The 20255-nt window shown below is 73.3% G+C and carries 14 protein-coding genes; 10 read left to right on the top strand and 4 right to left on the bottom strand.

From position 1 onward, the window contains the following. Positions 1-237: 237 nt before the first annotated feature. A complete protein-coding gene (locus DCW30_RS08765) occupies positions 238-1131 on the top strand; it encodes a cellulose-binding protein (protein WP_076685748.1) in 894 nt (297 codons plus the stop codon). A 24-nt stretch (positions 1132-1155) separates the two neighbouring features. On the opposite strand, the gene DCW30_RS08760 is transcribed toward DCW30_RS08765, so the two are convergent. Then, entirely contained in the window at positions 1156-2712 is a 1557-nt protein-coding gene (locus DCW30_RS08760; protein WP_076685749.1) for an MDR family MFS transporter, read from the bottom strand. A 366-nt stretch (positions 2713-3078) separates the two neighbouring features. Here DCW30_RS08760 and DCW30_RS08755 point away from each other — a divergent pair, with 366 nt between their 5' ends. Together DCW30_RS08755 and DCW30_RS08750 are read left to right on the top strand one after the other, a co-directional pair. Further along, positions 3079-3867 (top strand): ABC transporter ATP-binding protein, encoded by a 789-nt coding sequence (locus DCW30_RS08755; protein WP_062774238.1) that lies wholly within the window; start codon positions 3079-3081, stop codon positions 3865-3867. After that, entirely contained in the window at positions 3864-6443 is a 2580-nt protein-coding gene (locus tag DCW30_RS08750) for an ABC transporter permease (protein WP_076685750.1), read from the top strand. The genes DCW30_RS08755 and DCW30_RS08750 overlap by 4 nt, the downstream gene beginning before the upstream one ends. Before the next feature lie 80 nt (positions 6444-6523). Here the strand turns inward: DCW30_RS08750 and DCW30_RS08745 are convergent, their stop codons facing one another. Continuing rightward, the gene (locus DCW30_RS08745; protein WP_076685751.1) at positions 6524-7978 is read right to left on the bottom strand and encodes a DUF2079 domain-containing protein; all 1455 of its coding nucleotides are present in this window, start codon (positions 7976-7978) and stop codon (positions 6524-6526) included. A gap of 287 nt (positions 7979-8265) precedes the next feature. Between DCW30_RS08745 and mfd the strand changes: the two genes are divergently transcribed. Next, on the top strand, positions 8266-11820 hold the full coding sequence (mfd, locus tag DCW30_RS08740; RefSeq protein WP_076685752.1) for a transcription-repair coupling factor: 3555 nt from the start codon (positions 8266-8268) through the stop codon (positions 11818-11820). Between the two features lie 22 nt (positions 11821-11842). Here the strand turns inward: mfd and DCW30_RS08735 are convergent, their stop codons facing one another. Continuing rightward, positions 11843-12265 (bottom strand): nuclear transport factor 2 family protein, encoded by a 423-nt coding sequence (locus DCW30_RS08735; protein WP_076685753.1) that lies wholly within the window; start codon positions 12263-12265, stop codon positions 11843-11845. Positions 12266-12409: 144 nt separating this feature from the next. Here DCW30_RS08735 and DCW30_RS08730 point away from each other — a divergent pair, with 144 nt between their 5' ends. The 3 genes from DCW30_RS08730 to DCW30_RS08720 all read left to right on the top strand — a co-directional run bounded on the left by DCW30_RS08730 (position 12410) and on the right by DCW30_RS08720 (position 14646). Continuing rightward, complete coding sequence (locus tag DCW30_RS08730) at positions 12410-13114, top strand: MOSC domain-containing protein (protein ID WP_079250104.1); 705 nt, start codon at positions 12410-12412, stop codon at positions 13112-13114. Beyond that, positions 13111-13830 (top strand): HNH endonuclease family protein, encoded by a 720-nt coding sequence (locus tag DCW30_RS08725; protein ID WP_076685754.1) that lies wholly within the window; start codon positions 13111-13113, stop codon positions 13828-13830. The genes DCW30_RS08730 and DCW30_RS08725 overlap by 4 nt, the downstream gene beginning before the upstream one ends. A 66-nt stretch (positions 13831-13896) precedes the next feature. Next, positions 13897-14646, top strand: coding sequence for a GNAT family N-acetyltransferase (locus DCW30_RS08720; protein ID WP_062774257.1), 750 nt, complete (start codon positions 13897-13899; stop codon positions 14644-14646). A 46-nt stretch (positions 14647-14692) separates the two neighbouring features. Here the strand turns inward: DCW30_RS08720 and DCW30_RS08715 are convergent, their stop codons facing one another. Beyond that, complete coding sequence (locus DCW30_RS08715; RefSeq protein WP_309028843.1) at positions 14693-15484, bottom strand: hypothetical protein; 792 nt, start codon at positions 15482-15484, stop codon at positions 14693-14695. A gap of 159 nt (positions 15485-15643) precedes the next feature. Here DCW30_RS08715 and DCW30_RS08710 point away from each other — a divergent pair, with 159 nt between their 5' ends. The 3 genes from DCW30_RS08710 to DCW30_RS08700 all read left to right on the top strand — a co-directional run bounded on the left by DCW30_RS08710 (position 15644) and on the right by DCW30_RS08700 (position 20077). Next, on the top strand, positions 15644-17755 hold the full coding sequence (locus DCW30_RS08710; RefSeq protein ID WP_076685755.1) for an N-6 DNA methylase: 2112 nt from the start codon (positions 15644-15646) through the stop codon (positions 17753-17755). Between the two features lie 151 nt (positions 17756-17906). Beyond that, positions 17907-18509 (top strand): hypothetical protein, encoded by a 603-nt coding sequence (locus tag DCW30_RS08705; protein ID WP_076685756.1) that lies wholly within the window; start codon positions 17907-17909, stop codon positions 18507-18509. 44 nt (positions 18510-18553) lie between these two features. Continuing rightward, positions 18554-20077, top strand: a complete 1524-nt coding sequence (locus DCW30_RS08700) for a serine/threonine-protein kinase (protein ID WP_076689225.1) — start codon at positions 18554-18556, stop codon at positions 20075-20077. Positions 20078-20255 lie beyond the last annotated feature (178 nt).

Raw genomic sequence — 20255 nt, 5'->3', positions numbered from 1 at the left:
GGGCCTGGCCCGGACGTGTGAGATCGGGGCGTTCGACCCGCGTGGCGGGCCGAACGCCCCGATCATGCGTTGCGGCATCGAAAAACGACATGCCGATTGCTGCTTCGGGCACGAATTGGCGCATCCTTGGGCAGGGTGGACTGGGCGGAGTGTCGCGTTATGGGCGCTTCGGTTTGATCCATCAAGATGTGCGCCAATCGCGCGCCACGTACGCGGTACGTCGGAGAGGGGTCCAGGATGAGCAGCAGCGGTGTGCCGTCGTCGCACGGCTTCACCACCGTGCGCGGGCGCGGCTACCGTCCCGAGCAGGCCGAGGCGTACGCCGACGGGATCTCCCGGGAGCGGGACGAGGCGTGGGAGCGTGCCGCGCGGCTGACCGTCCTCGCCAGGGAGATGGAGGCGGAGGCCGAGCGGCTGCGGGACGTGGTCGCGCGGCTCGCCCCGCAGACGTACGCGGAGCTGGGCGAGCGGGCGCAGCGTCTGCTGGCGCTCGCCGAGGCGGAGGCCGAGGCGGTCCTGGAGGCGGGGCGGGCTCACGCGCGGGCCGTCGCCGAGGCGGCGGCGGAGGAGGCCCGTGAGACGGGGGAGGCCGCTCGCGCGTACGCGGACTCGGTCGGCGCGGAGGCCGACGAGTGGGTCGGGCGGCGGGAGCGCGCCGACGGCGCCGAGGCGGACGAGGCGCGGGTGCGTGCCCGGCGCGAGGCGAAGGAGGTGCGCGGCGAGGCGCTGGCCGCGCTGCGGGAGGTGCGGCAGCGGTGCGAGGGGCTGCTCGCCGGGCAGGAGAAGGAGCAGGAGGAGCGGCGGGAGGCCCTTGAGCGGGAGATCGCGGAGCGTATGGCGGCGTCGGACGCCGTGGACGCCGAGCGGATCGCGGCGGCCGAGGCGCGTCTCTCCGAGGCGAAGCGGACCTTCGCCGACGCGGAGGAGGCCGCGCGGCACGGCCAGGAGGACGCGTCGGCCCGTGCGGCGGAGATCCTGGCGGAGGCGCGGCTCCAGGAGGAGCGGATCGGCCGTGAGACGGAGCGGGTGCTGCGGGAGCACGGCGAGGAGTGGGACGAGGTGCGGGGCCACATGGACCATGTGAGGAGCAGCCTCGCCGCGCTGACGGGCCGGGCGTCGGTGGAGTCGTAGGAGCCGGTGGCCGTGACGGGGCCGTCAGTCCGCCGTCTGGTGTGAGGGCCGGTCGTCGGGCTGCGGGCCCTGCTGTTCGTCGCGCAGGACGGGGAAGCGGCGCGGGGCCAGGAACAGCAGGGTGAGCAGGGCGAGGGCCGCGGCGACGGCGGCGCCGGTGTAGACGGCGTCGACGGCCGCGTCCACCGCGCGGCGCAGCCGTTCGGGGTCGGCGACGGAGCCGGGGTCGTCGAGGACGCGGGCCACCGAGTCGAGGGAGCCGGAGCCGCCGAGGCGTGCGCTCAGGACGCCGTTGGCCACCGCGCCGAAGAGGGCGGCGCCCAGGGTCTGGCCGATCTGGCGGCAGAAGAGGATGGAGGCGGTGGCCGTGCCGCGTTCGGCCCAGCCGACGGTGGACTGGACGCCCACGATCAGCGGCAGCTGGAAGAGGCCGAGGGCCGCGCCGAGGAGCAGCATGATCAGGGCGGGCTGCCAGGCCGCGCCCGGGTAGGGGAGCAGGGGGAAGGCCAGCAGGACGAGGCAGGCCGCGGAGATGCCGACGACGGCGGTCTTCCGGAAGCCGATCCTGCGGTAGACGTGCTGGCTGAGGGCGGCGGAGACCGGCCAGCTCAGGGTCATCACCGAGAGCACGAACCCGGCGGCGACGGGGGCGAGGCCGAGGACGGACTGGGCGTAGGTCGGCAGGAAGACGGTGGGGGCGACCATCAGGAGGCCGAGGGCGCCGAGGGCGAGGTTGACGGCGGCGATGGTGCGCCGCCGCCAGACCCAGCCGGGGATGATGGGCTCCTCGGCGCGGCGTTCGACGAGCACGACGACGGCGACGAGGGCGAGGCCGGCGGCGAACAGGGTGAGGGAGGGCGCGGAGAACCACGCCCAGGCGACGCCGCCCTGCACGAGCGCGGTCAGCAGGACGCCGCCGCAGGCGAAGACGGCGAGCGCGCCGGGCCAGTCGACGCGTCCGCGCGGCGCGCTCAGGCGTTCCGGCTCGTGCAGGTGGCGTGCGATGAGCCAGAGGGCGACCGCTCCGACGGGCAGGTTGATGAGGAAGATCCAGCGCCAGTCCGTGTACGAGGTGATGAGGCCGCCGAGCGCGGGCCCGGCGACGGACGAGGTGGCCCACACGGTGGACAGCCTGGCCTGGATCTTGGGGCGTTCCTTCAGCGGGTAGAGGTCGGCGGCGAGGGTCTGCACGGTGCCCTGGATGGCGCCGCCGCCCAGGCCCTGGACGACGCGGAAGGCGATGAGCGACTCCATGTCCCAGGCGAGGGCGCAGAGCGCGGAACCGAGGAGGAAGAGCACGCAGCCCGCGATGAGGACGGGTTTGCGGCCGAAGGTGTCGGAGAGCTTGCCGTAGACGGGGAGGGTGACGGTGGCGGCGAGCAGATAGCCGGAGAAGAGCCAGGAGAAGATCGAGAAGCCGCCGAGCGAGCCCACGATCTGGGGGACGGCGGTGGAGACGATGGTGGAGTCGATGGCGGCGAGCGCCATGGACAGCATGAGCGCGGCGACGACCGCGCCCCGGTTCCGGTCCCGTGTCGCGTCCTGTCCGCCCTGCCCGCCTCGCCCGCCCCGCCCGTCCACGAAGGTCCTTTCTCCTTGCACCAGTTGCTGCGGGCCACCTTCTCACCGGGGCGGGGGTGGAGGGCAGGGGGTGTGGTCGACCCTGAGTCGGTGTCCACCACCGGGTGGACTTCCCCTAGGGGATCCTCCGTACTGCGGACCGGGGAGGGTTCGTACCGCCGGAGGATGAGCGGGCCCGTGGCCGCTCCTTAGATTGTCTTGACGACGTACCGCACCACCGGGGGCGCCGAACCACACCCCGGGGGTGGGGTTTTCCCCCCGAAAAGACTGCGCTGAGCACCAGCGCGCCGGGGCCGGTCGTCCCACCAGACTTGAGCGCGCGACGGATCCGCCGACGCACCGCATGACCGACATAGGAGACTTACCGTGACAACGGCTGTGACCACACCCAGGCACGGGGGCACGGGAGGGCGTACGGCCGTGGCGGCACGGGCGCGCCAGGTCGTGAAGGCGTACGGCTCCGGGGAGACCCGCGTCGTCGCGCTCGACCACATCGACGTCGACATCGCCCGCGGTCAGTTCACCGCGATCATGGGCCCCTCCGGCTCCGGCAAGTCCACCCTGATGCACTGCCTCGCGGGCCTCGACACCGTCAGCAGCGGGCAGATCCACCTGGACGAGACCGAGATCACCGGTCTGAAGGACAAGAAGCTCACGCAGCTCCGCAGGGACCGGATCGGCTTCATCTTCCAGGCCTTCAACCTGCTCCCGACGCTCAACGCCATCGAGAACATCACGCTCCCGATGGACATCGCGGGACGCAAGCCGGACCGCGGCTGGCTCGACCAGGTGGTGGAGACCGTCGGCCTCGCCGGACGCCTCAAGCACCGCCCGACCGAGCTCTCCGGCGGCCAGCAGCAGCGCGTGGCCGTGGCGCGGGCGCTCGCCTCGCGGCCCGAGATCATCTTCGGTGACGAGCCGACCGGCAACCTCGACTCCCGGGCCGGGGCGGAGGTCCTCGGCTTCCTGCGGCGCTCGGTGACCGAGCTCGGCCAGACCATCGTGATGGTCACGCACGACCCGGTCGCCGCCTCGTACGCGGACCGGGTGCTGTACCTCGCCGACGGCCGGATCGTCGACGAGATGCACCACCCGACCGCCGACCAGGTCCTGGACCGCATGAAGTCCTTCGACGCGCGGGGGCGCACGTCATGACCGTCCTCAAGACGTCGATGCGCAACTTCCTCGCGCACAAGGGCCGCATGGCGCTCTCCGCCGTGGCCGTGATCCTGTCGGTGGCGTTCGTGTGCGGCACGCTCGTCTTCTCCGACACCATGAGCACCACCTTCGACAAGCTGTTCGCGGCGACCTCCGCCGACGTCACGGTCTCCCCCAAGTCCGCCGAGGGCGCGGGCCAGGCCCCGAGCAGCGGCAAGCCCGAGTCGATGCCCGCCTCCGTCGTGAGCCGGGCGAGGAAGGCGGAGGGCGTCAAGACCGCCGAGGGCGCGGTCAGCAGCGAGAGCGTGACCGTCGTCAACAGCGAGAACAAGGACGTCGGACCCACCAGCGGCGGCCCGACCATCGCGGGCAACTGGACGCACAACGACCTGCGTTCGATGGACATCACCTCGGGCCACGCGCCGCGCGGCCCCACCGAGGCGATGATCGACGCCGACACCGCCGACAAGCACGACCTGAAGATCGGCGACGAGCTGCGCACCATCGCCGCCACCGGCGACCACACCGCGAAGATCTCCGGCATAGCCGCCTTCAAGGTGACCAACCCCGGCGCCACCATCGTCTACTTCGACACGGAGACCGCCCAGCGCGAACTGCTCGGCGCCACCGGCCGGTTCACCCACGTCAGCCTCACCGCCGCCGCGGGCGTCAGCGACACCGCGCTGAAGGCGAACGTCGCGTCGGCCCTGGACAAGGGCGCGTACGACATCAAGACGCAGAAGGAGACCGCGGACGACAACCGGAAATCCGTGGGCAGCTTCCTGGACGTCATGAAGTACGCGATGCTCGGCTTCGCCGGGATCGCCTTCCTCGTCGGCATCTTCCTCATCATCAACACCTTCTCGATGCTGGTCGCCCAGCGCACCCGCGAGATCGGCCTGATGCGCGCCATCGGATCGAGCCGCAAGCAGGTCAACCGCTCCGTACTGACCGAGGCCGTGCTCCTCGGCGTGGTCGGCTCCGTCCTCGGCGTCGGCGCGGGCATCGGGCTCGCGGTCGGCCTGATGAAGCTGATGTCGGGCGTGGGCATGGAACTGTCCACCGGCGACCTCACCGTCAACTGGACGACCCCCGTGGTCGGCATGGTGCTCGGCGTCGTCGTCACCGTCCTCGCCGCCTACCTCCCCGCACGCCGGGCCGGCAAGGTCTCCCCGATGGCCGCGCTGCGCGACGCCGGAACCCCCGCCGACGGCCGCGCGAGCACCCTGCGCGCCGTCATCGGCCTGGTCCTGACCGGCGCGGGCGCCTTCGGCCTCTACACCGCCTCGCAGGCCGACAAGGCATCGGAGGGCTCGCTCTTCCTGGGCGGCGGCGTCGTCCTCACCCTCGTCGGCTTCGTCGTCGTCGGCCCCGTCCTCGCCTCCGGCGTGGTGCGCGTCTTCAGCGCCGTCCTGCTGCGCGCCTTCGGCCCCGTCGGGCGGATGGCCGAGCGCAACGCCCTGCGCAACCCGCGCCGCACCGGAGCGACCGGCGCCGCCCTGATGATCGGCCTCGCCCTGGTCGCCTGCCTCTCCGTGGTCGGCTCCTCCATGGTCGCCTCGGCCACGGACGAGCTCGACAAGTCGGTGGGCGCCGACTTCATCGTCCAGTCCGACAAGGGCGCCCCGATCACCGCCAAGGCCGCCGCGTCGCTGAAGAAGGCCGAGCACATCGGCCACATCACCCGCCTCAAGGGCGTCGAGGCCGACATGACCACGCCCGGCGGCAAGACCGTGGACGAGGTCTCCCTGAGCGCCGCCGACCCGACGTACGCCAAGGACCTGCGCCGCGAGACGGTCGCCGGGGAGCTGTCGGCCGCGTACGGGAAGAACGCCATGTCGGTCGGCGACAAGTTCGCGGAGAAGCACGGCCTGGGGGTCGGCGACGAGCTGAAGGTCGCCTTCGCGCACGGCAGGACCGCCGACCTGCGGATCGCCGCCGTCACCAAGGACGACGGCGCCCTCGACAACGGCGCGATGTACCTGAGCATCTCCACGCTGGAGAAGTACGTCCCCGCGGACCGGATCACGCAGAACGAGATCATGTTCGCCACGGCCGCCAAGGGCCAGGAGGAGGCCGCCTACCAGTCCCTGAAGGACGCCCTGGCCGCGTACCCGCAGTACAAGGTGATGGACCAGACCGACTTCAAGGAGACCCTGAAGGACCAGGTCGGCCAGCTCCTCAACATGGTCTACGGCCTGCTCGGCCTCGCGATCATCGTCGCGATCCTGGGAGTGGTGAACACCCTGGCCCTCTCGGTGGTCGAGCGCACCAGGGAGATCGGCCTGATGCGGGCGATCGGCCTCTCGCGCCGCCAGCTGCGCCGCATGATCCGCATGGAGTCCGTGGTCATCGCCCTCTTCGGCGCGCTGCTCGGCCTCGGCCTCGGCATGGGCTGGGGCGCCACGGCCCAGAAGCTCCTCGCCCTGGAAGGCCTGAAGGTCCTGGAGATCCCGTGGCCGACGATCATCGCGGTCTTCGTCGGGTCGGCGTTCGTGGGCCTGTTCGCCGCGCTCGTCCCCGCCTTCCGGGCGGGCCGGATGAACGTCCTGAACGCCATCGCCACCGAATAGCCACCGCGACGGGGGAACGGGGGAACGGGGGAGACGGCCCCCGCCGGACGCGTCACGCGTCCGGCGGGGGCCGCCCGCCGTCACCCGGCCCGGCGGACCAGGACGTACCCGTGGGCCTCGGCCTCGTGGACGTACCGGGTGCCCGGGTGCAGCTGCTGGGCGTACGCGACCGGGTCCTTGGCCCAGCCCGAGCGGTTGTCCAGGGCCACGTACCGCGGGACGACCGGGCGGGCCGCGCCGACCCAGAAGACGCGGGCGCGCGACGTCAGCCGGCTGATGGGCCCGATGTTCGCCTCCACGGTGGCCCCGTCGGGGATGCGGTCGAGCATCCGCTCCACGTCGATGACCTGCCCGCTCTTCTCGTACGTACGGGCCTCGGTGAGCGTGGCGACGGGCAGCGACGTCGTCAGGGCGAGGGCCGCGGCGGCGGCGCAGGCCGGGAGCAGCTCGGCGTACCGGCGCAGCCACGGCCGCTCGCTGCGGCGGGCGTCGGCGACGGCGTCGGCGAAGGCGAGCAGGAGCACCGGCATCAGGACGGCGCTGTAGTGCCAGTCGGTGCCCCAGTAGTGGTCGTCGGCGGACAGGAAGCGCCAGCCGATGGTGGGCAGCGTGATCAGGACCAGCGGCGAGCGCAGGGCGAGCAGCCCGGTGGTGGGGATCAGGAGCCAGCCGAGGGTGCGGACCTTGGTCCAGAAGCCGTCGAAGAGGACGGGGAGCCCGCCGCCGTCGCCGACCTTGTCCCAGTAGTCGTAGGCGCCGACGGAGTTGAAGGCCGGGATGACCAGCGTGAGCGTGGCGGCGGTGGCGAGGGCCCCGAAGGCGGCGACGCCGAGCGCGCAGGGCAGGGCCTTGGGGTCGGTGCGGCGGCAGCGGATCGCCACGACGACGGCGATGGCGGCGAGCGTCACCCCCAGGTCCTCCTTGACGAGGACCAGCGGCAGCGCCCAGCACAGCGCGGCCCGCCACCGCAGCCGCAGCAGGGCCTCCAGGGAGAACGCGATCAGCGGTACGGCGAAGCAGATCTCGTGGAAGTCGAAGTCGGCGGCGCGCTGGACGCCCCAGGAGAGCCCGTAGGCGACGCCGACCGCGAGCCCGGAGCCGCGCCCGAGGAGGCGGGTCGCGGCGCGCGTCACGGGGATCGCGGACACGGCGAAGAGCAGGGCCTGCGCCACGAGGAGCGTCAGGGGCGAGGGGAAGAGGCGGTAGGCGGGCGCGAGCAGGGCGGTGACGGGGCTGAAGTGGTCGCCGAGGATGTTCGCGCCGGGCCCCTTGAGGTCGGCGACGGGCACCTGGAGGTGCGCGTAGGCCCGCACGGCCTGCTCGAATATCCCGAGGTCCCAGGAGCGGCTCTCCATCTGCCGGTACCGCCCGATCGACACCATGGCGTACGCGAGGAAGAGACCGGCGGCGAGGAGGAGCGGCGCGCGGTCCCAGAGCCCGCGGGCCCCCGCGGCGGGGGCGGCGGCCCGGTCCCGCCCGGGTATCAGCTCGTCGGCACGCTCCAGGGCGGGGGCGTCGGTCTGTGCTCCGGGCATGACGTGGCTTTCTGATCGACGGCGGTGGTGCGACGGGCTTCGCGGGGCGGCCAGGTTTTCGTACCGGCGTATTCGGGACATTGTGCGGGAAGGACCGGGCGGCGCCCGAGGCGGGCACGCCGCGCCGCGGGCCGGAGCGGTGCGGCGCGCGCCGATCCGAGCCGCGCGTGCCGGTCCCAGGTCGTACGCTGGAGACCCCCCGGCCCGTGCGACGTGCCGGGCGGTTCGCGTTGCCCACCTGAGCTCCGCTCACTCCGGTATCTGGTATCTGGACGGAAAAAGCCCACATGAGCCTGCACGGTCTGCTCGACGCCGTCGTCAAGGACGCCGCACTCGCCGAAGCGGTCGAGGCCGCGGGCGACGGCCACCGCATGCACGTCGACCTGGTCGGCCCGCCCGCGGCCCGCCCGTTCGCGGTGGCGGCGCTCGCCAGGGACGCCGGCCGTCCCGTCCTCGCCGTGACGGCCACGGGCCGAGAGGCGGAGGACCTGGCCGCGGCGCTGCGCACGATCCTCCCGCCGGACGGCGTGGTGGACTTCCCGTCCTGGGAGACGCTGCCGCACGAGCGGCTCTCGCCGCGCTCCGACACCGTCGGCCGCCGCCTGGCCGTGCTGCGCCGCCTCGCGCACCCCCGGGCGGACGACCCCGAGACGGGCCCGGTCTCCGTCATCGTCGCGCCGGTCCGCTCGGTCCTCCAGCCGCAGGTCAAGGGCCTCGGTGAGCTGGAGCCGGTGGCGCTGCGCGCCGGACAGACGACGGACCTGAACGAGATCGTCGAGGCGCTGGCGGCGGCCGCGTACGCCCGGGTGGAGCTGGTCGAGAAGCGCGGCGAGTTCGCGGTGCGCGGCGGCATCCTCGACGTCTTCCCGCCGACCGAGGAGCACCCGCTGCGGGTGGAGTTCTGGGGCGACGACGTCGAGGAGATCCGTTACTTCAAGGTCGCCGACCAGCGCTCCCTGGAGGTCGCCGAGCACGGTCTGTGGGCGCCGCCCTGCCGTGAGCTGCTGCTCACCGACGAGGTGCGGGAGAAGGCGGCCGCCCTCGCCGAGCAGCACCCGGAGCTGGCCGAACTGCTCGGCAAGATCGCCGAGGGCATCGCGGTCGAGGGCATGGAGTCGCTGGCGCCCGTCCTGGTGGACGAGATGGAGCTGCTGATCGACGTCATGCCGAAGGGCTCCATGGCGGTGGTCTGCGACCCGGAGCGGGTGCGTTCGCGCGCGGCCGACCTGGTGGCGACCTCGCAGGAGTTCCTCCAGGCGAGCTGGGCGGCGACGGCGGGCGGCGGCGAGGCCCCGATCGACGTGGACGCGGCGTCCCTGTGGGGCATCGCGGACGTCCGCGACCGCGCCCGCGAGCTGGGCATGATGTGGTGGTCGGTCAGCCCCTTCGCCGCGGACGCGGAGCTGACCGCGACATCTGCCGCTGACGCGGCGGGCGACACCCTGAAGCTCGGCATGCACGCGCCCGAGACCTACCGGGGCGACACCGCGAGGGCGCTCGCGGACACCAAGGGCTGGCTGGCCGACGGCTGGCGCACGGTGTATGTCACCGAGGGCCACGGCCCCGCCGCCCGCACGGTCGAGGTCCTTGGCGGCGAGGGCATCGCGGCCCGCCTCGACGGCGACCTCGGCGAGCTGACGCCCTCGCTCGTGCACGTCTCCTGCGGCTCGATCGACTACGGCTTCGTCGACCCCGCCCTCAAGCTCGCCGTCCTCACCGAGACCGACATCTCGGGCCAGAAGGCGGCCGGCAAGGACGGGCAGCGCATGCCCGCGCGCCGCCGCAAGACGATCGACCCGCTGACCCTGGAGTCCGGCGACTACATCGTCCACGAACAGCACGGCGTCGGCCGGTACATCGAGATGGTGCAGCGCACCGTCCAGGGCGCCACCCGCGAGTACCTGGTGGTGGAGTACGCCCCCGCCAAGCGCGGCCAGCCCGGCGACCGCCTGTACATCCCCACCGACCAGCTGGAGCAGATCACCAAGTACGTGGGCGGCGAGGCCCCCACCCTGCACCGGCTCGGCGGCGCCGACTGGACGAAGACGAAGGCGCGCGCGAAGAAGGCGGTCAAGGAGATCGCCGCCGACCTCATCAAGCTGTACTCCGCCCGGATGGCCGCCCCCGGCCACTCCTTCGGCCCCGACACGCCCTGGCAGCGCGAACTGGAGGACGCCTTCCCGTACGTGGAGACGCCCGACCAGCTCACCACGATCGCCGAGGTCAAGGAGGACATGGAGAAGACGGTCCCGATGGACCGCCTGATCTGCGGCGACGTCGGCTACGGCAAGACGGAGATCGCGGTCCGCGCCGCCTTCAAGGCCGTGCAGGACGGCAAGCAGGTCGCCGTCCTCGTGCCCACGACGCTCCTGGTGCAGCAGCACTTCGGCACGTTCTCCGAGCGGTACTCGCAGTTCCCGGTCAACGTGCGGGCGCTCAGCCGCTTCCAGACGGAGACCGAGTCCAAGGCCACCCTCGAAGGGCTGCGGGACGGTTCGGTGGACATCGTCATCGGCACGCACCGCCTGTTCTCCTCCGAGACCAGGTTCAAGGACCTGGGCCTGGTCATCGTCGACGAGGAGCAGCGCTTCGGCGTCGAGCACAAGGAGCAGCTGAAGAAGCTCCGCGCCAACGTCGACGTCCTGACGATGTCCGCCACCCCCATTCCCCGTACGCTCGAAATGGCGGTCACTGGCATCCGCGAGATGTCGACGATCACCACCCCGCCCGAGGAGCGGCACCCGGTCCTGACGTTCGTCGGGCCGTACGAGGAGAAGCAGATCGGCGCCGCGGTCCGCCGCGAACTGCTGCGCGAGGGCCAGGTCTTCTACATCCACAACCGGGTGGAGTCCATCGACCGGGCGGCGGCCCGCCTGCGGGACATCGTGCCCGAGGCCCGGATCGCCACGGCCCACGGCCAGATGTCGGAACAGGCCCTGGAACAGGTGGTCGTCGACTTCTGGGAGAAGAAGTTCGACGTGCTCGTCTCGACGACGATCGTCGAGTCCGGCATCGACATCTCCAACGCCAACACCCTCATCGTCGAGCGCGGCGACAACTTCGGCCTCTCCCAGCTGCACCAGCTCAGGGGCCGCGTCGGCCGTGGCCGCGAGCGCGGCTACGCCTACTTCCTCTACCCGCCGGAGAAGCCGCTCACGGAGACCGCCCACGAGCGCCTGGCGACGATCGCCCAGCACACCGAGATGGGCGCCGGCATGTACGTGGCGATGAAGGACCTGGAGATCCGCGGCGCGGGCAACCTCCTCGGCGGCGAGCAGTCCGGCCACATCGCGGGCGTCGGATTCGACCTGTACGTCCGCATGGTCGGCGAGGCGGTGGCCGACTACCGCGCCTCGCTGGAGGGCGGCGTCGAGGAGGAACCGCCGCTTGAGGTCAAGATCGAGCTGCCGGTCGACGCGCACGTCCCGCACGACTACGCCCCCGGGGAGCGGCTGCGCCTCCAGGCGTACCGCGCCATCGCCTCCGCCACCACGGAGGAGGACGTCAGGGCGGTGCGCGAGGAGCTGACCGACCGGTACGGCAAGCTGCCGGAGCCGGTGGAGAACCTGCTCCTGGTCGCGGGCCTGCGGATGCTCGCGCGCGCCTGCGAGGTCGGCGAGATCGTCCTCCAGGGCAACAACATCCGCTTCGCCCCGGTGGAGCTGCGGGAGTCGCAGGAGCTGCGCCTCAAGCGCCTCTACCCGGGAACGCTCATCAAGGGCAACGCCCACCAGATCCTGGTGCCGCGCCCCAAGACCGCGAAGGTCGGCGGCAAGCCGCTGGTCGGGCGGGAACTGCTGGGCTGGGTCGGGGAGTTCCTGACGTCGATCCTGGGGTCGTAGCGGCCGGGCCGCGGGCCGGCCGTCAGGGCGCGCACGCCTCGGCGATCGACAGGCTGTTCTCGTAGAGGTGGTGGCGGGTGATCCGCCCCTCCTCGACGGTGAGCCGCAGCGCGAAGGGCCCCTCGAAGGACTTGCCGGTGGCGCGGACGGTGCCCGCGAGGTGGCCGAACAGGACCGCGTCGGCGCCGTCCACGAGGAAGGTGTCGAGGGTGGCGCGGGCGTCCTCGGCGACGGTGTGCGCGGCCAGTTCCGCGGACTGGGCGGCGCATTCGGCGCCGGTGGAGCGCGGGCGTATCCAGGGCACGCCCGGGTTGTCGGCGAGCAGCCAGTCGACCTCGTCGGCGAACAGCTCCACCATGCGCGCGGTGTCGCCGGCGAGCCGGGCCCGGAGGAAGTCCTGCACGACGGCTCGGGTGGCTTCGGGGGCGGGGCGCTGGGCGGTCATCGTGCTCTCCTCGGCGTGGGTTCCGTCGCGTTGACGTGACCGATCCTGCCGACGCGGGCCCGCGTGGTCGATTACCCCGGAGGTCATGTGCCGGGCTGCCGTTACCGTGGGGCGGGAGAGTCCGCCCAGGGGAGGGAGAGCGCGGTGTCGCTCAAGGTCGTGGGTCTGCGCCGGTTTCCGGTGAAGTCGATGCTCGGCGAGGAGCACGACCGGCTGGAGTGCGACGCGCGCGGTGTCGTCGGCGACCGCCTGTGGGCGCTGCGCCACCCGGACGGCAAGCTCGCCAGCGGCAAGAACCACCAGCGTTTCCGCCGCACCCCGGGCATGCTGGAGCACCGCGTGACCTACGACGGGGAAGGGACGCCCGTCATCACCGCCCCGGACGGCGCGACACTGCGCCCCGGCGACCCCCGGGTCCCCGAACGCTTCGGTGAGGGCGTCGAGCTGGTCCGCGAGGGCGAGGACAGCCACAAGGACGTCTCGGCTGTCTCGGTCGTCGGCACGGCCTCGCTCCGCGCGCTCGGCGACCTGCTCGGTGACGCCGACCCCGTCGACGTACGGCGGCTGCGCAAGAACATCGTCGTGGAGACCGACGAACCGTGGATCGAGGAGGACTGGGTGGGACGCGAGATCACCATCGGCGCCGGCGGGGAGGCGGAACCGCTGCGGCTGCGGGTCACCCGGCGCGTCGTGCGCTGCGTGATGGTGACGCAGGCCCAGCCGGGCCTGCCCGTGGACAACCGCGTCCTGAAGGCCCTGACCGCCGCCCGCGGCATGTGCGTCGGCGTCCACACGGACGTCGTGACGCCCGGCCCGGTGGCTCTGGGCGACACGGTGACCGTCCGATGAGCCGGCGCACCACGTCGGCCCTGCTCGCGCTGGTCGCCGTGCCCGCGCTGCTGACCGGCTGTGAGACCGGCGGCACGGCGGAGGGCGGCGCCGCGGGGCGCGACGCGAAGGCGGGCTCCGCGCTCGCCGCCGTGGACACGCTCACCGTCAAGGGCCGCGCCCCGAAGACCGGTTACGACCGGGCCCGGTTCGGCGCCGCCTGGGCCGACACGGACTCCAACCACTGCCCGACCAGGGATGACATCCTCAAGCGGGACCTGAAGGACGTCACCTACCGGGGCGGGGACTGCCGGGTCACCGCCGGGAGGCTCGCCCCCGACCCGTACACCGGCAAGGACGTGACGTTCCGGCGCGGGCGCAGCCAGGTCGACATAGACCATCTCGTCGCCCTCTCCGACGCCTGGCAGAAGGGCGCCGCCCGGTGGGAGCCGGCCAAGCGGATCGCCTTCGCCAACGACGCGCTCAACCTCCTCGCCGTCGACGCCGGGGCCAACCGCGGCAAGGGCGACGGCGACACCGCGACCTGGCTGCCGCCGAACAAGGGCTACCGCTGTGCGTACGTGGCCGGGCAGGTCGCGGTGAAGAAGAAGTACGGGGTGTGGGTGACCGGCGCCGAGCGCGACGCCATGCGGAAGGTGCTCTCGGCCTGCCCCGAGGAGAAGCTGCCCGAGGGCGGCGCGCCGACCACCGCTCCCGGACGCTTCCACGCGCGGTGACGCGGGAGGGCGCCGGCGACGGAAAACGGGATGCCGGTGCGGGGACCGCCCGTTAGCGTGCGCCGTATGGACCTCAAGATCACGACGCTTGCCGAGCGGCCCGAGCTCGCCGGCCCTCTGTGGAACATGGCCGAGGACTGGCCGGAGTTCATCCTGTACGACCCGGTCGGCTGGTCGCTGATCGGACGCCTGGTCAAGGAGTTCCCCGAGTACGTCCTGGTCGCCACCGACGCCGACGCCGAGGACAAGGTCGTGGCCCGCGCCTTCAGCGTGCCGCTCGCGCTGCGCGCCCGCGACGAGGACGGACTGCCCGACGGCGGCTGGGACCAGGTCATGCTGTGGGCCTTCTCCGACCTGCGGCACGGCAAGGACCCCGACACGGTGAGCGCCATCGAGATAACCGTCGACCGCACGGCCCGGGGCAAGGGCGTCTCCGGGCGGCTGCTCGCGGCGATGCGGGAGAACGCGCGGGCGCGCGGCTTCGGCGAGCTCGTCGCCCCGGTGCGGCCCAACGCCAAGCACCTCGAACCGGCCGCGCGGATCGACGAGTACGCGTACCGCACCCGTGAGGACGGTCTGCCGCGGGACCCGTGGCTGCGGGTGCACGTCCGCGCGGGCGGCGTCATCGAGAAGGTCGCGCACGCCTCCATGACGGTGTCCGGGTCGACCGCGCAGTGGCGGCGGTGGACGGGGCTGCCCTTCGACACGGACGGCCCCGTCGAGGTGCCGGGGGCGCTGGTGCCGGTGCACTGCGAGGCGCTGCGGGGCTACGCGGTGTACGTCGAGCCGAACGTGTGGGTGCGGCACACGCTGTGAGCGGGCCGCGCCCTTCCGCACGCGGGCCGGCTCTCCCGCGTGCGGGTCAGCCCGTGAGCTTGTCGAGGTCCAGGACGTCGCCGGTGGGCGGGGTCGTCTTCACGGGCTTGTCGTAGTCGCCGAAGGTCAGGGGCTCCGACGTGCCGCCCTTGCCGACCGTGTCGACCCGCAGCAGGTACGGCTTGCCCTCCGTGGCGACGTACAGCTCGTACTTCTCCTTGCCGTCGCTCTCGGTGAGCCTGATCGCCGGGGTGCCGTCGACCGTGGTCGTGCCGCCCCTGCGGGCCGCGGAGTGGACGCCCTTGAAGTCGGCGAGCACCATGTCGAGGTCGCAGAAGGCGGCGGTCTCCTTGGCGCCGTCGCTCGTCGCCTTCGTCTTCGCCCAGCGGCCGGCGAGCATGTCCACCGCGCTCTGCACGTCCGCCGCGGGCTCGCCCTTGCTCTGCGCGCGCAGGAACTTCTCGTCGTACTTCAGGTAGACGGTCCCGCCCGGGATGATCATCTCCATCTTCCCCTGGCCGCCGAGGCCGATCGAGCCCGCGCACTCGCCGTTGGTGTCCATGGCCAGGTCCATCGAGATCAGGCCCGCGTCCTCGTCCATGACCTCGCCCTTGATCCGGAGCGACGTGGCGCCGGACGTCGCCTTGAGCGCCTTGTCGGCGATCTCGCCGCCGGACATCCCGGCGAAGGGGCCCTTCTTCTCCGCTGCCCGCTTCGCCGACCCGGTCCCGCCGGTGTCGGCGCCGCAGGCGGTGAGTCCGACGGTCGCCGCGACGGCGAGGCAGGCGGCGGACACGGCGGTGCGGCGCAGGCGGGTGTGACGGGTGTGCTGACGCATGGAAAGTCCCCCCAGAGATGTCGTTCGTGGGGACATCACAGCAGAGGACTGTGAACCGAGTCAACACGGTGGTGTGTGAACGGCAGGTTCACGGTCGTTAAACCTCGCGTGCGGACGGCGGCTGGGTATGCTCGACGCCGCGACGAGGGGAGCTCCACCATGACGCCGCCGGACAAGTCGACCGAGGTCACCGCCGCCGGTATCGCCCGGCTCGCCGGGGTGGGGCGGGCCGCCGTCAGCAACTGGCGCCGCAGGCACGGTGACTTCCCCAAACCGGTCGGCGGCACCGACACCAGCCCCGCCTTCGCCCTCGCCGAGGTCGAGCGGTGGCTGCGCGCCCAGGGCAAACTCGTCGAGGTGCCCCTGCGGGAACGCGTCTGGCAGCAGCTCGCCGGGCACCCCGCGGGCCCCTCCACCGCCCTCGCGCACACCGGCCTCGCCCTGCTGCTGCTCCGGGACAGGCCCCCCGCCTGGCTCGCGCTGAGCGCGGTCTCCGACGAGCGGCTCGCCGCACTGCTCCCCGGCGAGCTGGACGCGGTCGTGACCACCCGGTTCGGCGTCCGCCGCAGCCGGGCCGTCCGCGTCCCCGCGCCCGCCGAACTCCTGCCCTCGGTCCCGCTGTTGCGCGGCGCCGCCGACCTCGCGGCGGAACTCGGCGCCCACCGGACGTACGAGTTCCTGCTCGGCAGGCAGCTCGACGCCAACCCCCGCCAGTACACCCTCACGCCCGAGGGCCCCGCCGCCCTGATGGCGCACCTCGCGGGCCCCGCACGCACCGTCCTCGACCCCGCCTGCGGCACCGGCGCCCTGCTGCGCGCCGTCCCCGCCCGCCCCGACCAGCACCTGTACGGCCAGGACAGCGCGCCCGAACTGGCCGCCCTCACCGCGCTCCGCCTGGCCCTGCACTCGGACGCGACCGTGCGCACCATGGCCGCCGACACCCTGCGCGCCGACGCCTACGACGACCGCAGGGCCGACGCCGTGCTCTGCCACCCGCCGTTCAACGAGCGCAACTGGGGCCACGACGAACTGGCCTACGACCCCCGCTGGACGTACGGCTTCCCGGCCCGCGCCGAGTCCGAACTCGCCTGGGTCCAGCACGCCCTGGCCCGCCTCGTCGACGGCGGCGCGGCCGTGCTCCTGATGCCGCCCGCCGCCGCGTCCCGCCGCTCCGGCCGCCGCATCCGCGCCGATCTGCTGCGCCGGGGAGCGCTCCGCGCGGTCATCGCCCTGCCCGCGGGCGCCGCGCCGCCGTACAACCTGCCGCTGCACGTCTGGGTGCTGCGCAGGCCGGGGCCCGCCGTGCCGCCCGCGCCCGAACTGCTGCTGGTGGAGGCGGCCGGGGCCTTGGCCGCCGAGGGCCGCGACCAGCACTGGCCCGCCGTGCAGGACGCCGTGCTCGACGTCTGGCGCCACTTCGACAAGCACGGCACGGCCGAACGCCCGGGGCTCGCCCGTTCCGTACCGGTCCTCGAACTCCTCGACGACGAGGTCGACCTGGCCCCCGCGCGCCGCCTCCCGCCCCCGGCGGCGGACGGCGCCACCCCCGATCTCGCGGCCGTGCGCGAGGGCCTCGGCGAGGCGCTGCGCCGGGCCGCCGACCTCAGCCCCGCCCTGCCGCCGCCGGCCCAGGCGCCGGCGCCGTGCCCGTCCCTGACCACCGTCGGCGAACTGGCCCGCGCGGGGGCCCTGACCCTGCACAACGGCACCGGCGCGGGGGGCGGCGGCGTCCCCGTCCTCACCGACCACGACGTCCTGACCGGCGCCGCCCCCTCCGGAACCACTCCGCCCGGGACGGCCCTCTCCGGAACGTCCCCATCAGGAACTGCCGCTTCCGGAACGGCCCCCGACGCGGCCGCGGCGGACGGCACCGTCGTCCGCACCGAACCCGGCGACGTCGTCGTCCCCGTTTTCGGCGGCGGCGCGGCGGCCCGCGTCATCGACGAGGCCACCGCGGGCGCGGCGCTCGGCCGCGGCCTCACCCTGCTGCGCCCCGACCCCGCCGCCCTCGACCCGTGGTTCCTCGCGGGCTTCCTGCGCGGCACCGCCAACCACCGCAGGGCCAGCAGCTACGCCTCCACCTCCGCGCGCCTCGACGTCCGGCGCCTCGAACTGCCCCGGCTGCCCCTCGCGGGACAGCGCGGCTACAGCGAGCGGTTCCGCGAACTGGCCGCATTCGAGGACGCCCTGCGCCAAGCGGCCGGGCTCGGCGAGCGGCTGGTGCGCGGCATGCACGACGGACTGACGGAGGGCACGCTTTTGCCGGAGTGAGGAACGGCGCGGGCCGACGGGGCGGAACCGGACCGCGGTGCGGCGGCGTGACCAGTACGACAACGGTTCGGTACATCACGGGACCGGTTCACCGCGTCGGCCTATACGCTCGAATCCGCATCCGTTCGTCCTTGAGGTACCAGGAGCAGCCATGCACGGCCCCGGCTTCGCGCCGCCAGTCCAGCCGCCGCACTCCGGCGGCAACCCGGTGACGCTGCGCGTGGTCTTCGTGGTGCTCGCGGTGATGTCCTGCGGGCTGCTCGCGTGGGCGCCGATGCTGCGGATCGCGACCGTGACGCGCAAGTCCCACGACTGGGTGCTGTTCGCCGTGGTGACCGTGCTCGACGTCACGGCGTTCATCCTGATCGGGGTGGACCCCGGCGAGGACGAGTTCCAAAGGCCCGGCAACGCGGGCATGGTGGTGATGCTCTGCACGATGACGGCCGCCGTCGCCTACTACCTCTTCGCGGACATCCGCCACGTCGGCCGGCACCGGCAGCCGCCGTTCACGGGCTACGCGCCGCAGCAGCCCGCCTACGGCTACCCCGCCCCGCACACCCCCGTGCCCGCCCCGGCGCCCACGCACCACCACACGCCGACGCCCGCCCCCACGCCGACACCGCCGCCCGCCTACCCGCAGCCGGACGGGACCGTCCAGCCGCCCTCGCGCCCCGCGCCCGCCCGCATCAACCAGGTCAGGGCCGAACTCGACGAACTCAGCGACTATCTGCGCAAGCAGGAAGGCGGCAACTGACCGTGGCAGCGGGGACGCCGCCGGGCGCGGCGGCGGGCGGCCGCGTGGTCGCCGGGCGCTATGAACTGTCCACCCTCATCGGCCAGGGCGGCATGGGCCAGGTCTGGACGGCGTACGACAACCGCCTCGACCGCCGCGTCGCCGTCAAGCTGCTGCGCCCCGACCGCGTCGCGGGCGCCGAGGCCGAGGAGCTGCGCCGCCGCTTCGTGCGCGAGTGCCGCGTCACCGCGCAGGTCGACCACCCCGGCCTGGTCACCGTGCACGACGCGGGCAGCGAGCCCTCCGAGGACGGGGCCCTCTTCCTCGTCATGCAGTACGTCGACGGCGCGGACCTCGGCGACCACCTCGCCGAGCACGACCCCTACCCCTGGCAGTGGGCCGTCGCCGTCGCCGCGCAGCTCTGCGCCGTCCTCTCCGCGGTGCACGCCGTGCCGATCGTGCACCGCGACCTCAAGCCGCGGAATGTGATGGTCAAGCAGGACGGCACCGTCTCCATCCTCGACCTCGGCATCGCCTCGGTGATGGACACCGACACCACCCGCCTCACCCACACCGGCTCACCGATCGGCAGCCCCGCGTACATGGCGCCGGAACAGGCGATGGGCGGCGCGGTCGGCCCGTACACCGACCTGTACGCGCTCGGCGTGCTGCTGCACGAACTGCTCAGCGGGGACGTGCCGTTCTCCGGCGCCACCGCCCTCGGCGTGCTGCACCGCCACCTCTACGAGCCGCCGCTGCCCGTCCGCCGCCTGCGCCCCGAGGTCCCGCAGGCCCTGGAGGCGCTCGTCCTGCGCCTGCTCGCCAAGGACCCCCAGCACCGCCACGCCAGCGCCCAGGAGGTCTACGCCGACCTCGAACCGCTGCTGCCCGCGCGCGGCACCCCCTCGGGCCGGCCGCTCGACCCGACGCGGCCCTTCCTGCGCCCGCACGCCCCGTGGCCCGACCGGGCCGCGACACCCGCCGCCACGCCCGACATGCCCGCGCGGCCGCCGGGGGCGCCGCCGCAGCAGGACGTCGCCCGCGCCGTGGAGGACGTCAAGCGGCTCCTCGGCGAGGGCCGCATCACCCAGGCCGTGGACATCCTCGGCGCGATCCTGCCCGCCGCAGCCGCGAAGCACGGCGAGCACTCTCCCGTCGTCCGCACCCTGCGCAAGCAGTACGCGGCCACGCTCATGGACGACGGCCAGTACCGCCGCGCCCTGCCCGAGCTGCGGCGCCTCGCCGACGAGCGGGCCGCCGAGTCGGGACAGGCCGACCCGCACTCCCTGCAGTTCCGCTACGAGGCGGCCCAGTGCCTCGAACAGCTCGGCGAACCGGCCGCCGCACTCGCCGAGTACCGCGCGCTGCTCCCCTACTACGAGAACCAGTACGCCACCGACGACCGCCGCCAGTCCCTGGAGATCCGCCGCCGGGTCGGCCATCTGCTGCTCGCCCTCGGCGACCGGCCCGCCGCCCACGACACCCTGGCGCGGCTGCTGCACGACGCGGAGATGCTGCACGGCCCCGGCCACCCCTTCCCGCAGGAGATCCGGCGGACGCTCCAGTGGCTCGGACAGGTGCGCGGCTAGCACCGGCCGGGGGAGCGGGCAGGGTGCCCGGACGCCCGGCGAATCGTTGGTCGAATGGCTGGCCGAGACGACGGCCACTGCCTACCATCGATCACTGCCGGACTTTGTGCGCCCACCCGTCGCCCGGCCACCACCCCAGACGGAGGCGCGAACGCGCCACTGGATTCCGCACAAACAC

It is taken from the genome of Streptomyces alfalfae, from assembly GCF_004127445.1.
In the GTDB taxonomy this organism is placed as follows: domain Bacteria; phylum Actinomycetota; class Actinomycetes; order Streptomycetales; family Streptomycetaceae; genus Streptomyces; species Streptomyces alfalfae.
This window is presented reverse-complemented; position numbering and strand designations above follow the sequence as displayed.